Annotated in this window: 12 protein-coding genes; all 12 read left to right on the plus strand. The window is 68.2% G+C overall.

Going from position 1 to position 12,729, the window contains the following annotated elements; translation table 11 throughout:
• The first annotated feature begins 5 nt into the window (after positions 1-5).
• The 12 genes from H5399_RS14695 (at position 6) to H5399_RS14750 (ending at position 12,725) form a co-directional block, all read left to right on the plus strand.
• Entirely contained in the window at positions 6-191 is a 186-nt protein-coding gene (locus H5399_RS14695; RefSeq protein ID WP_182783929.1) for a hypothetical protein, read from the plus strand.
• Positions 192-255: 64 nt separating this feature from the next.
• On the plus strand, positions 256-462 hold the full coding sequence (gene tatA / locus H5399_RS14700) for a twin-arginine translocase TatA/TatE family subunit (protein ID WP_255422341.1): 207 nt from the start codon (positions 256-258) through the stop codon (positions 460-462).
• A 2-nt stretch (positions 463-464) separates the two neighbouring features.
• Entirely contained in the window at positions 465-1,337 is an 873-nt protein-coding gene (gene tatC, locus H5399_RS14705; protein WP_370585790.1) for a twin-arginine translocase subunit TatC, read from the plus strand.
• Positions 1,334-2,248, plus strand: a complete 915-nt coding sequence (locus tag H5399_RS14710; protein WP_182783932.1) for a diacylglycerol kinase family protein — start codon at positions 1,334-1,336, stop codon at positions 2,246-2,248. The genes tatC and H5399_RS14710 overlap by 4 nt, the downstream gene beginning before the upstream one ends.
• Positions 2,249-2,459: 211 nt before the next feature.
• Entirely contained in the window at positions 2,460-5,207 is a 2,748-nt protein-coding gene (locus H5399_RS14715) for an RNA helicase (RefSeq protein ID WP_182784048.1), read from the plus strand.
• A 10-nt stretch (positions 5,208-5,217) separates the two neighbouring features.
• The gene (gene hisF, locus H5399_RS14720) at positions 5,218-5,979 is read left to right on the plus strand and encodes an imidazole glycerol phosphate synthase subunit HisF (RefSeq protein WP_182783934.1); all 762 of its coding nucleotides are present in this window, start codon (positions 5,218-5,220) and stop codon (positions 5,977-5,979) included.
• 15 nt (positions 5,980-5,994) lie between these two features.
• Positions 5,995-6,393, plus strand: a complete 399-nt coding sequence (locus tag H5399_RS14725) for an HIT family protein (RefSeq protein ID WP_182783936.1) — start codon at positions 5,995-5,997, stop codon at positions 6,391-6,393.
• A gap of 116 nt (positions 6,394-6,509) precedes the next feature.
• On the plus strand, positions 6,510-7,001 hold the full coding sequence (locus H5399_RS14730; RefSeq protein ID WP_182783939.1) for an aromatic ring-opening dioxygenase LigA: 492 nt from the start codon (positions 6,510-6,512) through the stop codon (positions 6,999-7,001).
• Positions 7,002-7,259: 258 nt separating this feature from the next.
• Positions 7,260-9,002 (plus strand): acetolactate synthase large subunit, encoded by a 1,743-nt coding sequence (locus H5399_RS14735; RefSeq protein WP_182783940.1) that lies wholly within the window; start codon positions 7,260-7,262, stop codon positions 9,000-9,002.
• Positions 8,999-9,505 (plus strand): acetolactate synthase small subunit, encoded by a 507-nt coding sequence (gene ilvN / locus H5399_RS14740; RefSeq protein WP_182783941.1) that lies wholly within the window; start codon positions 8,999-9,001, stop codon positions 9,503-9,505. Before H5399_RS14735 ends, ilvN begins: the two co-directional genes overlap by 4 nt.
• A gap of 20 nt (positions 9,506-9,525) precedes the next feature.
• Positions 9,526-10,554, plus strand: a complete 1,029-nt coding sequence (ilvC, locus tag H5399_RS14745; RefSeq protein WP_182783943.1) for a ketol-acid reductoisomerase — start codon at positions 9,526-9,528, stop codon at positions 10,552-10,554.
• A gap of 194 nt (positions 10,555-10,748) precedes the next feature.
• Complete coding sequence (locus H5399_RS14750) at positions 10,749-12,725, plus strand: PTS mannitol transporter subunit IICBA (RefSeq protein ID WP_255422342.1); 1,977 nt, start codon at positions 10,749-10,751, stop codon at positions 12,723-12,725.
• Positions 12,726-12,729 lie beyond the last annotated feature (4 nt).

Consider the following 12,729-nt stretch of genomic DNA (forward strand, 5'->3'; position numbering starts at 1 on the left):
GCCCGGTGATCTGGGTAGCGGTAGTGGGCGGAATCGCCGTGCTGGGGTTCGTCGCCGTCGCGGTGTACGCCGTGATGCTGAGGCACAAGATGGACGACGTGATGGCCGAGGTCGCAGTCGTCAGGAAGCGCGTCGAGGAGATCGGCGTCCTCATCGGGCAGCTCGATCTGCCCTCGAGATCACTGAAGTAGACTGAACACCATCACTCGCAGTGGCGCGCCGCTGCAGACAGGAGAATCATTCATGCCCGGAGGGATGGAATGGCTCATCATTCTGGCCGTTGCCCTGCTGCTGTTCGGAGGCTCGCGTCTGGCGGGCCTGGGCAAGGGAGTCGGCCGTTCGATCCGCGAGTTCAAGGAAGAGGTCAAGAGCGTCGAGGAGCCCAAGACCACCACGGATGAGGTCGTCGACGCCGAGATCGTTCAGCCCGAGATCGATCGCAAGCCCCCCGCCGAAAGCTGATCGTGTCCGCCGCACCCACTGAGCCGGCGACGAAGCCGCGTCGGCTCGCCTGGCTGCGGCCCCCGGACGGCGGCCCCGGCGGCACGATGTCGCTGACGGACCATCTGCGGGAGCTGCGCTACCGCGTGACCGTCTCCGCGTTGGCCATCACCATCGCCGCCCTCTCCTGCATCCTGTTCTACACCGAACTGATCGCCATCATCATGGCCCCGTACTACTCGGCGGTCGACGAGCTCAAGAACCTGCGGCCGGACGCGCAGACCATGATCGTCAACGACGGCGTGGTGTCACCGTTCACGCTCGCGGTCATCGCCTGTGTCGCCGGTGGCATCGTGCTGTCCAGCCCCGTGTGGCTCTACCAGGTGTGGAGCTTCGTCGCACCTGGACTGGTATCCAAGGAGAAGAAGTACGCTCTCGGCTTCGTCGGCACGGCCCTGCCGCTGTTCCTCAGCGGCGCGGCTCTGGGCTACTTCGTGTGGCCCAAGGGCATCACGGTGCTCCTCAGCTTCACGCCCCAGGACATGGACATCGTCAACCTGCTCGAGATGAGCAGCTTCCTTGCCATGGAGCTCAAGGTCATCCTGGTCTTCGGCCTGTCCTTCCTGCTCCCCGTCATCCTGGTGGGGCTCAACATGGCCGGCGTCGTGCGCGGCTACCAGCTGCGGCAGGCCAGGAAGTTCGTGATGTTCGGCAGCGTGGTCTTCGCCGCCATCGCGACCCCGTCAACAGACCCGTTCTCCATGCTTGCGCTGGCGGTGCCGCTGTCGGTGATGTTCCTGATCGCCGAGATGATCTGCCGTGTCTGGGACCGCAGGCGGGGCATCTCCGAGGAGACGGCCGGCGAGTTCGCAGTGGACCTGGACGACGGGAAGTGAGCCGCGAGCTCGCCAAGCGACGGCTGGTCACCGTCGTGTGCAACCAACAATCCGGCGGCGGACGCGCCGGACGGGCCCTCCCCAAGGTGGTCCGTCGCCTCCAGGCGGGCGTCACCGACGCAGAGCTGCACGTCGTCACGTCGACGTCCTACGAGCAGGCCCGGGACCTCACCAGGTCGGCCGCGCTGATCGCGCGCGAGGGTGACGTGGTGGCCGTCATGGGCGGAGACGGCATGGCCCATCTTGGTCTCAACGCCTGCGCAGACACCGACGCCACCCTGGCCGTCATCCCGGCCGGGACGGGCAACGACTTCGCCCGGGGCGCCGGTGTGCCCGGCTCGATCAAGGAATCAGTGGAGGCACTGGTGCGGGGAAAGGTGCGCGTGATGGACCTGTCCCTGCTCACCAACTCCAGCGGCTCCCGCTACGTGGGCGCCGTGGTCTCCAGCGGCTACGACGCGCGCGTCAACCGGGCCACCAACGACATCCGTCTCCGCCTGGGCCCCCTCAGCTACGGCTACATCGCGCTGCGTGAGCTGGTGCACTTCTCCCCGCTCACCTACCGGCTCGTCATCGACGGCGAGCCCCGCGAGGTCGAGGCCATGCTGGTGGCCGTGTGCAACACCGGCGTTTTCGGCGGCGGGATGCAGATCTCCCCGGACGCGGACGCGGCCGATGGGCTGCTCGACGTGACCATCATCCACAAGGCCTCACGCGGGAAGCTGCTGCGCCTGCTCCCGCTCACCTACAACGGCAGCTTCGTGAACTCACCTGTGGTGGAGCGCCTGAGGGCGCGCACCGTCGAGGTTGACGGGAACGACCTGTTCCTCATGGGCGACGGCGAGGAGATGGGCGACGTGCCCGCCAAGGTGGAATCGCATCCAGGGGTGCTGCGCCTCATCGTCGCCTGAACCGGGCCGGGAGGAAGCGCTGCTAGTGTCCTGCGTCAGGGGTTCGTTGATGAGTGCCGGTGTCCCAGCGGATGGGTCGCAAGGCCGACGAGCGAAGTAGCACTTGGTTGTTCGTCGAGCGACGAGAACGCGGCGAGGCGCCGCTGGGGCGCCGGAAATCGCACGAACTCTTGACGCAGGACACTAGGTTTGATGGGTGAGCACTGACGCCCTGCCAGACGAGGTGCGCGAGTTCGCCGCCCTCTATCCGTTCGGCCTGGACGAGTACCAGATCGACGGCTGCCGCGAGCTTGGGCTAGGCCGCGGGGTGCTGGTCGCCGCTCCCACTGGCGCAGGTAAGACCGTGGTGGGGGAGTTCGCCGTCCACCTCGCGCTCACCAGGTCCCGCAAGTGCTTCTACACCACCCCCATCAAGGCGCTTTCCAACCAGAAGTACCACGACCTGGTTGACCGCTACGGCCCGGAACGGGTCGGGCTGCTCACTGGAGACATCTCGGTCAACTCCGAGGCGCAGATCGTGGTGATGACCACCGAGGTGCTGCGGAACATGATCTACGCGGGCTCGCCCACGCTCGGGAACCTCGGCTTCGTGGTGATGGACGAGGTCCACTACCTGGCGGACCGGTTCCGTGGGCCGGTGTGGGAGGAGGTGATCCTCGGTCTGGCGGACTCGGTGCAGATCGTGGCCCTCTCGGCCACCGTCAGCAACGTCGAAGACTTCGGCGAGTGGCTGCGCACCGTGCGGGGTGAGTTCTCCGTGGTGGTCTCCGAACGCCGCCCCGTGCCGCTCTTCCAGCACGTCCTGGTGGGACGTCGCCTCCTGGACCTGTTCGACGGGGTGGCCCCCACCGCCACGGAACTGCCCGCCGAGCGGATGGCCAGGGTCAACCGCGAGCTGCTGCAGGTGAGCAGGAACGAGGCATCCCGGGTGCGCGACGACTCGCGGCGCCCCCGCGGCCGGAGCGGGCGCGGCAAGACCGGACAGGGCCAGGGCTCCGGACAGTACGGCGGCGCCACCCATCCGCGTTTCGCGGGGCGTCCCACGAGCCGCGGCGAGGTGGCGATCGCCCTGGAGGGCGGCTCCCTGCTGCCCGCCATCTACTTCATCTTCTCCCGGGTGGGCTGCGACGCCGCGGTGCGGCAGGTCCACGACGCCGGGATCAGGCTCACCAGCCGCGGGGAGGCCGCCCTTCTCGGGAGCATCGCGGACCGTCACGTGGCGGGGCTCAGCGCCCAGGACCTGGAGGCCTTGGAGTTCGAGGCCTTCAGGGACGCGCTGCAGGCGGGTGTCGCGGCGCACCACGCGGGGCAGCTGCCCGCCTTCAAGGCGATCGTCGAGGAGGCCTTTGCGACGGGGGCACTCAAGATCGTCTTCGCGACGGAGACGCTTGCGCTGGGCATCAACATGCCCGCCCGCACCGTCGTGCTGGAGAAGCTGGTCAAGTACAACGGCGAGAGCCACGCGGATATCACCCCGGGGGAGTACACGCAGCTGACCGGCCGCGCGGGGCGTCGTGGCATCGACGTCGAGGGGCATGCGGTGGTCCTGTGGCAGGCGGGCATGGACCCCCGCGCCGTGGCCGGCCTCGCCTCGCGGCGCACCTATCCGCTGCGCTCCAGCTTCGCCCCCACCTACAACATGGCCGTCAACCTGATGGCCACGCTAGGGCGCGAGCGTGCCCGGGACCTGCTCAACCAGTCGTTCGCGCAGTTCCAGACCGACAAGTCCGTGGTGACCGCGGCACGCGTCGGGAGGCGGCGCCAGGCCGAGCTGCGAGACGCGCAGGACGCAGCCCAGTGTCACCTGGGCGACTTCATGACCTACGCGCGGCTGCGCGACCAGATCTCCAGGCTGGAGGCGGCCTCGTCGAAGGCTCGGAGAGCCGAGCACGACGAGGCGGTGGCCGACAGCATCACCACCCTGTTCGCAGGGGATCTGGTCCACGTGCCGCGGCAAGGATGGTCCGTGGTGCTGAAGGTGGGGCAGAGGGCGCATCGGGGCGCGGACCCGTGGGTGCAGGTGATCAGCGCCGATCACACCGTCCTCAAGCTGGAGCCACACGATCTCCCCGGCCCGCTGCTCCCCGTGGGCCGCGTCCGGGTGCCGCGCGACTTCTCCCTGCGGGAGCGCAAGGACAGGCGTTCGTTGCTGACCGCGATGGAAACCAAGCTGGAGCAGCTCGACCCGAGCATCCCGGACACCGCCCTCCCGAGCGACGAGGCGGTGGCCCGGGAGATCAGGCAGCTGAGGGGCGAGCTGAAGGCGCATCCGTGCCATCAATGCCCGGAGCGGGAGGAGCACGCGGTGGAGGCGGCCCGGGTGCTGCGCCTTGAGCGCGAGGCCGAGCGCACGGATGCCGAGGTGACCGGCCGCGCGAACTCGCTGGGCACCCAGTTCGACAGGGTCACGGCGGTGCTCGAGGCGCTGGGTTACCTCGACGGCGATGAGCTGACCGACGCCGGCAGGATGCTGCGACGGATCTACAACGAGCTGGACCTGGTGGCCGCCGAGTGTGTCCGCCGCGACACCTTCGCCGGCCTCACCCCACCGCAGCTCGCGGCCGTGCTCTCGACGCTGCTGTACGAATCGCGCCCCACGCGCGACGCGGCGCCGCCCCGGATGCCCGACGCGGCGTCCGAAAGGGCCCAGTCCGAGCTGCGCGCCGTGTGGCTCGAGGTGGGACGGCTGGAGCGGGTCCACCACCGGGACCGCGGGCGGGAGCCGGACATCGGGTTCGCAGAGGCGGCCTGGAGGTGGGCCAGCGGGCAGGACCTGTCCAAGGTGCTCCGGCACACCGGCCTCTCGGCGGGAGACTTCGTCCGCTGGGTGCGCCAGGTGATCGACCTGGCCGGGCAGTTGGCCACCGCCACCGGGCCCGGCGATCTCCGGCGCACCTGCCGTGAGGCGGCCGACGCCATGCGTCGCGGCGTGGTGGCGGCGGACCTGACGGAGGATTAGGTTTGCCCCCATGGCCGTAGCTCTGCGCGTGATCCCCTGCCTCGACGTCCACGACGGTCGCGTGGTCAAGGGTGTGAACTTCCGTCAGTTGCGCGACGCGGGGGACCCCGTCGAGCTGGCCGCGCGCTACTCGGCCGAGGGAGCCGACGAGCTGACCTTCCTCGACATCTCGGCCTCCTCCGATGGCCGGGCCACCACCCGCGACATGGTGGCGCGCTGCGCGGAGACCGTGTTCATCCCCCTGACGGTCGGAGGCGGGGTGCGGGAGGTGGCGGATGTGGATCTCCTGCTGCGCAGCGGGGCGGACAAGGTGGGCATCAACACCGGCGCGCTGGCGCGGCCGGGGGTCATCGACGAGATCTCGCGCACCTTCGGCAACCAGGTCCTGGTCCTGTCCGTGGACGCCCGGCGCGAGGAAGGGATGCCCTCGGGATTCGGCGTCACCACCCACGGCGGGCGTCGCTCGGCGGGCGTCGACGCCCTGGCTTGGGCGAAAGAGGCCTGCGCGCGCGGCGTGGGGGAGGTGCTCCTCAACTCGATGGACGCCGACGGCACCACCGACGGCTTCGACCTCGAGATGATCCGGGCCGTGCGGGCCGTGGTGGACGTGCCGCTGATCGCCTCAGGCGGCGCCGGGACGATCGAGCACTTCGTGCGGGCGGCCGAGGCCGGCGCCGACGCCGTGCTGGCCGCCAGCGTGTTCCACTACCAACGACTCACCGTCGATCAGGTCAAGGCCGGCCTGCGCGAGGCAGGCTTCGAGGTCCGATAGAGAAGGAGGAGAGCCATGGAGTGTCTGTTCTGCGCCATCGTCGCCGGTGACATCCCGGCCCGGATGATCTACGAGGACGACGTCGCTGTCGCGTTCCTGGACATCCAGCCCTGGCAGGAGGGCCATACCCTGGTGGTGCCCCGCCGCCACACCGCCGATGCCCTAGCTGATGACATGGTGCTCGCCGAGATCGGCCCCGCGGTGGCCCGCGTCGGCAGACTCCTCAAGGAGCGGCTCGGCGCCGACGCGTGCAACATCCTGTCCAACGCTGGGCCGGTCTCCGGTCAGGAGGTCCTCCACACGCACGTCCACGTGCTGCCTCGCTATGCGCATAATCCTGGCATCGCGGGCCTCCGGGGGCCGGTGACCTCAGACCTGGACGGGGTATGGGCCAGGGTGGGTGGGGCACCCTAACGGATCAACGTCCCCTGGCAATACCACCCCCCGGTTAGGGTCTAGACAGGCTGGTCTACATTGATGTGTATCAAGGGACGTGGACGCGTCCCGTAAAGAAAGAGAAAGGGACTTTCATGAAGGCCACCAAGATCGCCGGGATCCTCTCCATTGTCGCCGGAATCGTCATGATCGTCGCTGGCGCCCTCACCTGGGGCACCGTCAGCTCGCAGCTGGCCGCGGAGAACATCACCGTTCCGGGTGACTCCACATTCATGGGCGGCGCCTACGCAGGCAAGCCCGTCGCCGGCCCCCTCAGCGCCTTCGCGCAGGCCGACATCATCAACCACCACGCCCTCGACGGCGCCGGCGGCAAGACCTACGCCGAGCTCGGCGCGCTGGCCCGCGAGGCCAACGAAGCCGGCGACACCGCCGCCGCTGAGGAATACACCGCGCAGCGCACCACCGCCATGAACGCCTCGTTCCTGCGCGCGTCGCTGTTCACCTCTGTGGTGTCCTACGGCATCGCGGCGCTCGTCATCGGCCTCGGCCTCCTGTTCGCCATCATCGGCTGGGCCCTGACCACCATCAAGTACCCCTCCGCGAAGTCGGCCACCGTCACCGAGTGACACCGCCCACTGGGCTCAGACGGCGGGCAGGACTCAGGTCCTGCCCGCCGTCTTACATTTCGGACCACGCGGCACCAATGCTTGACAGCCGGCCACGTCACCGGCAAGCATGTACCCATGCCCACTAGCTGGCTCGTAATTCCCTAAGCGTTTCGGCTCATCAACGAACCGAAGCGCTCCCTCGTGTGCCCGATACGGGCAGCGGGGGTTTTTTCTTGGGATGACAACAGTGCGAGCGATCAACGAAGGGAGAGGCGCATGACACAGACGGACGGTCAGGTCATGACGGGGGCGCAGGCCCTCGTCGAGTCACTGGAACGAATGGGTGTCGATGTAGCCTTCGGGATTCCCGGCGGCGCCATTCTCCCCGCCTACGATCCGCTGTTCGACTCGAAGATCCGCCACATCCTGGTGCGTCACGAGCAGGGCGCGGGCCACGCCGCTGAGGGCTACGCGATGAGCTCAGGCCGGGTCGGTGTCTGCATCGCCACCTCGGGCCCGGGCGCCACCAACCTCGTCACGCCGATCGCCAACGCCTACATGGACTCGACCCCGCTCGTTGCCATCACCGGCCAGGTCAACAGCCACTCCATCGGCACGGACGCCTTCCAGGAGGCCGACATCCGAGGCATCACGATGCCTATCACGAAGCACAGCTTCCTGATCAAGCGCGTCGAGGACATCCCGCTGGCCATCAAGGAGGCGTTCCACATCGCCGCGACGGGCCGGCCGGGTCCGGTGTTGGTGGACATCGCCAAGGACGCGATGGTGCACACCGCTCCCTTCGTGTGGCCGCTGGAGCTGGACCTCCCCGGCTACCGACCCACGGTGAAGCCGCACGCGCGGCAGGTGCGGGCGGCCGCCAAGCTGATCTCGGAGTCGAAGCGCCCCGTGCTGTACGTCGGCGGTGGCGTCGGCCTGGCCAAGGCCGCGCCGGAGTTGGCCGAGTTCGTGGCCAAGACCAGGATCCCCGTCGTCACCACGCTCATGGCACGGGGCCAGTTCCCGGACAGCCACGAGCTGAACATGGGCATGCCGGGCATGCACGGCACCGTCGCCGCCGTCGGTGCGCTGCAGAAGTCCGATCTGCTCATCGCGCTGGGCACCCGCTTCGACGACCGCGTCACGGGCAAGCTGGACAGCTTCGCCCCCCACGCCAAGGTCATCCACGCCGATGTGGACCCGGCCGAGATCGGCAAGAACAAGGCGGTGGACATCCCCATCGTGGGCGATGTCAGGGAGACGCTCAAGGAACTCAACGAGGCGATCGAGGCCTACCCGGCTCCGGAGGCCGACGCCTGGCGCCGTCAGCTGGGCCTCATGAAGGCCCGCTACCAGCCCCGCTGGGAGGAGGCGCCCGACGGGCGGCTGTCGCCCCAGGAGGTCATCAAACGCATCGGCGAGCTGAGCCCGGCGGACACCATCTACGCCTCCGGCGTGGGGCAGCACCAGATGTGGTGCGCCCACTTCCTGCCCCACGAGAAACCAGGCACCTGGATCAACTCCGGGGGAGCGGGCACTATGGGCTTCTGCGTGCCGGCCGCGATGGGCGCGAAGGTGGCCAACCCGGACACCACGGTGTGGGGCATCGACGGGGACGGCTGCTTCCAGATGACCAACCAGGAGCTGGTCACCTGCGCGCTGAACAACATCCCCATCAAGATCGCCATCATCAACAACCACGCGCTGGGCATGGTCCGCCAATGGCAGTCGCTGTTCTACGAGGGCCGGTACTCGAACACGGACCTGATGACCGAGTCGCTGCCCAACTTCCCCATGCTCGCCGAGGCGATGGGGTGCGTGGGGCTCCGCGCCACCAATGAGGTGGAGATGGATGCGGTGATCCAGCAGGCGCTCGAGATCAACGACAAGCCGGTGGTTGTGGAGTTCGTCGTGCACAAGGACGCCATGGTGTGGCCGATGGTGCCCGCCGGTGTCAGCAACGACGAGATCCGCGTGGCCCGCGACATGGCCCCCGAATGGGAAGAGGAAGTGCTGTGAACAACCACACCCTGAGCATCCTGGTCGCAAACCGCCCAGGCGTGCTGACCCGGATCGCGGCGCTCTTCTCGCGCCGCGGGTTCAACATCCAGTCTCTCGCCGTGGGTCCCACGGAACGCGAGGAGGTCTCGCGGATGACGGTGGTGGCCCAGGTCGAGGACAGCGCCGCCCTCGAGCAGATCGTCAAGCAGCTCAACAAGCTCATCGAGGTGCGCAAGGTCCTCGAGCTCGGGGATTCGGCCGTGAGGCGCGAGATGATGCTGGTGAAGGTCCGTGCGGACGTGCAGAGCCGCAGCCAGGTCATCGACGTCGTGGGCCTGTTCCGGGGCAAGGCCGTGGATGTCTCGGCGGAGTCCATCACCGTCGAGGCCACCGGCAGCGACGAGAAGCTCGCCGCCCTGCTGGAGATGCTCGCGCCGCACGGCATCATCGAACTCGTCCAGTCCGGGCAGGTGGCGCTCACCCGAGGCGCCAGGAGCATGTCCGAACACAAGGCTAAGTAGAAACCGAAGAAGGAGAACCCATGGCAGAAATGTTCTACGACCAGGATGCCGACCTGTCGATCATCCAAGGTCGCCACGTCGCCGTCATCGGCTACGGCTCGCAGGGGCATGCGCACGCGCTGTCGCTGCGCGACTCGGGCGTCGATGTGCGCGTGGGCCTTCGCCCTGGCTCACCGTCGGCCGCCAAGGCCGAGGCCGAGGGCCTTCGGGTGCTCCCCGTCGCTGAGGCCGTCGAGGAGGCCGACCTCATCATGATCCTGGCCCCCGATCAGGTCCAGCGCACCGTGTACAAGGAGGAGATCGAGCCCCACCTCACCAAGGGTGACGCGCTGTTCTTCGCCCACGGCTTCAACATCCGCTTCGGCTACATCACCCCGCCTGAGGGCGTCGACGTGTGCATGGTGGCGCCCAAGGGCCCGGGGCACCTGGTGCGCCGCGAGTACACCAACGGACGCGGCGTGCCCGCGATCATCGCAGTGGAGAAGGACGAGACCGGCAATGCCTGGCCGCTGGCGCTCAGCTACGCCAAGGCGATCGGTGCGCTGCGCGCAGGCGGGATCAAGACCACCTTCACCGAGGAGACCGAGACGGACCTGTTCGGAGAGCAGGCCGTCCTGTGCGGCGGCGCGTCGGCGCTGGTCCAGGCCGGTTTCGAGACGTTGGTCGAGGCCGGCTACCAGCCAGAGGTGGCCTACTTCGAGTGCCTGCACGAGTTGAAGCTCATCGTGGACCTCATGTATGAGGGCGGCATCGCCAAGCAGCGCTGGAGCGTTTCGGACACCGCGGAGTACGGCGACTACGTCTCCGGCCCGCGAGTCATCGATGCCAGGGTGAAGGAGAACATGAAGGCGGTGCTCACCGACATCCAGACCGGCGCGTTCGCCCAGCGTTTCATCGACGATCAGGATGCGGGTGCGCCCGAGTTCAAGGAGCTGCGTGCCAAGGGTGAGGCGCACCCGATCGAAGAGACCGGCCGTCAGCTCCGTGGGCTGATGAGCTGGGTCAAGACCGACGACGCCGACTACGTCGAGGGTTCGGCTTCCCGCTGATCTGTTCCATGACCTGAGGGCCCGCGACGCGCGTCGCGGGCCCTTTTGGCTGCCCAGGCTCCAAAAACAACACGATCCAACATTGAAGTTCTCCGGTTTACTTGACTTCTGTTGGTTTTGCCTTCAAGATTGCGGTGTGGGCAACCCCCACCCGGCTGCGCATCGAGGCGCTGCCCGGCCGAGTACGGGAGTAGATGATGACCGCTCTTCCTGACGCACGCGTCAACAAGAACCTTGAAGGACCCGGCCTCCGCGCCCGGATTCAGAAATTTGGCGGCTACCTGGCCGGCATGATCATGCCGAACATCGGCGCCTTCATCGCCTGGGGCCTGATCACGGCGATGTTCATCGAGACAGGCTGGCTGCCGAACGCCACGCTGGCCGGCCTGGTCGGCCCCATGCTGTACTTTCTCCTGCCCATCCTGATCGGCCACACCGGCGGCAAGATGGTGCACGGGAACCGCGGCGCGGTCGTCGGTGCCATCGCCACCGCCGGCGTGATCATCGGCGGCATCACGGAGTTCGCCACCCTGAGCGGGACGCCGATGTTCCTCGGCGCGATGATCATGGGTCCCCTCGCCGGCTGGGCGCTGAAGCAGTTCGACCGGGCTGTCGAGGGCAAGGTCCGCGCCGGCTTCGAGATGGTGGTGGACAACTTCTCGCTCGGCATCATCGGCATGCTGCTGGCGATCGTCGGCACCCTGGGCGTCGGCCCCGTGGTGGCGGCCATCGTCGGCGTGCTGTCGGCCGGCGTGAACTGGCTGGTGGCCGCGAACCTGCTGCCGCTGGCGTCACTGTTCGTCGAGCCCGGCAAGGTGCTGTTCCTCAACAACGCCATCAACCACGGCATCTTCACGCCGCTGGCCGCGCTCGACGTGGCGGAGACGGGCAAGTCGATCCTGTACATGGTGGAGTCCAACCCGGGTGCGGGCCTCGGCCTGCTGACCGCCTTCATGCTGTTCGGACCCCGGTCTCTGCGCGCCTCCACCTCCGGCGCCATCGTCATCCACTTCCTGGGCGGGATCCACGAGATCTACTTCCCCTACATCCTCATGCGCCCGGTGATGCTCCTGGGCATGATCGCCGGCTCCATGTCCGGCCTGTTCGTCGCCACCGCCACCGGTGCCGGGCTGGCCGGCCCGCCGTCGCCCGGATCGATCCTGGCCTACTTCGCGGTGACGCCTCCCGGTGGTCATCTCCCGATGATCCTCACCGTGCTGACCGCCGCCGTCGTCTCATTCCTGGTGACCTCCGCCCTCCTGAAGTTCGGACGGGGCTCCGACGACTCGGTCGAGGCCGAAGCGGCGGCCCTGGCGTCCTCCGGCTCGCTCGGCGACGGCGTGAGCATCCTCGGTTCTGACGTCCGCAAGGTGGTCATCGCGTGCGACGCAGGCATGGGCTCCTCGGTCATGGTGGCCAGCCAGATGCGCAAGCGCCTTGCCCCCTACGGCGTCGAGGTTGTCCACACGCCGGTCGATCAGATCCCCACCGACGCGCAGGTCGTGCTGACCCACGAGGGCCTCGCGGACCGGGCCGGCAAGCGTGTCCCCGGCACCGTCGTCGTCCCCTTCGCCTCGTACCTCGGGGACCCGGCCTTCGACCGCGTCGAGCTCGCGATCCGTGAGGGACGCACCCTCACCGCGACCGGTGTCGGCGACGCCGAGGGGGAGCCGATCTCGTCGGCAGCGGCACCCGCCGCGACCACCGCGACTCTCGCCCGCCCCAAGAAGCGGCTCGCCCCCGGCATCCTGCCGCGACAGAACATCCGGCTAGGGCTGACCGCGACCCGCAAGGACGACGCCATCCGCCAGGCGGGTCAGGTCCTCGTGACCTCCGGCGCCGCGGAACCCGCCTACATCGACGGGATGCTCGCCCGTGAGCTGCAGACCACGACCTTCCTGGGCCAGGGCGTCGCGATTCCCCACGGCACCAACGAGGCACGAGCCCACATCAACTCGGCCGCCCTGGGCTTCCTCCAGTACCCCGAGGGCATCGACTGGGACGGGAACACCGTCAATGTCGTGATCCCGATCGCCTCGAACAGCGACGAGCACGTCAAGCTCCTGGCGGCGCTTGCCACCACGCTGTCCGACAAGGAGCGGGCCGCGCGACTGCGCTCGGCCACCTCCGTTGACGAGGTCATCGACCTCCTGACCCCCACCGAGGAGTGAACGA

This window comes from Tessaracoccus sp. MC1627 (genome assembly GCF_014164725.1).
Classification (GTDB): domain Bacteria; phylum Actinomycetota; class Actinomycetes; order Propionibacteriales; family Propionibacteriaceae; genus Arachnia.

Bases quoted from the DNA above. Each gene is read 5' to 3' on its own strand.
- tatA (WP_255422341.1), top strand. From the start codon at position 256: ATGGAATGGCTCATCATTCTGGCCGTTGCCCTGCTGCTGTTCGGAGGC.
- hisF (WP_182783934.1), top strand. From the start codon at position 5,218: ATGGCCGTAGCTCTGCGCGTGATCCCCTGCCTCGACGTCCACGACGGT.
- H5399_RS14725 (WP_182783936.1), top strand. From the start codon at position 5,995: ATGGAGTGTCTGTTCTGCGCCATCGTCGCCGGTGACATCCCGGCCCGG.
- H5399_RS14730 (WP_182783939.1), top strand. From the start codon at position 6,510: ATGAAGGCCACCAAGATCGCCGGGATCCTCTCCATTGTCGCCGGAATC.
- H5399_RS14735 (WP_182783940.1), top strand. From the start codon at position 7,260: ATGACACAGACGGACGGTCAGGTCATGACGGGGGCGCAGGCCCTCGTC.
- ilvC (WP_182783943.1), top strand. From the start codon at position 9,526: ATGGCAGAAATGTTCTACGACCAGGATGCCGACCTGTCGATCATCCAA.
- H5399_RS14750 (WP_255422342.1), top strand. From the start codon at position 10,749: ATGATGACCGCTCTTCCTGACGCACGCGTCAACAAGAACCTTGAAGGA.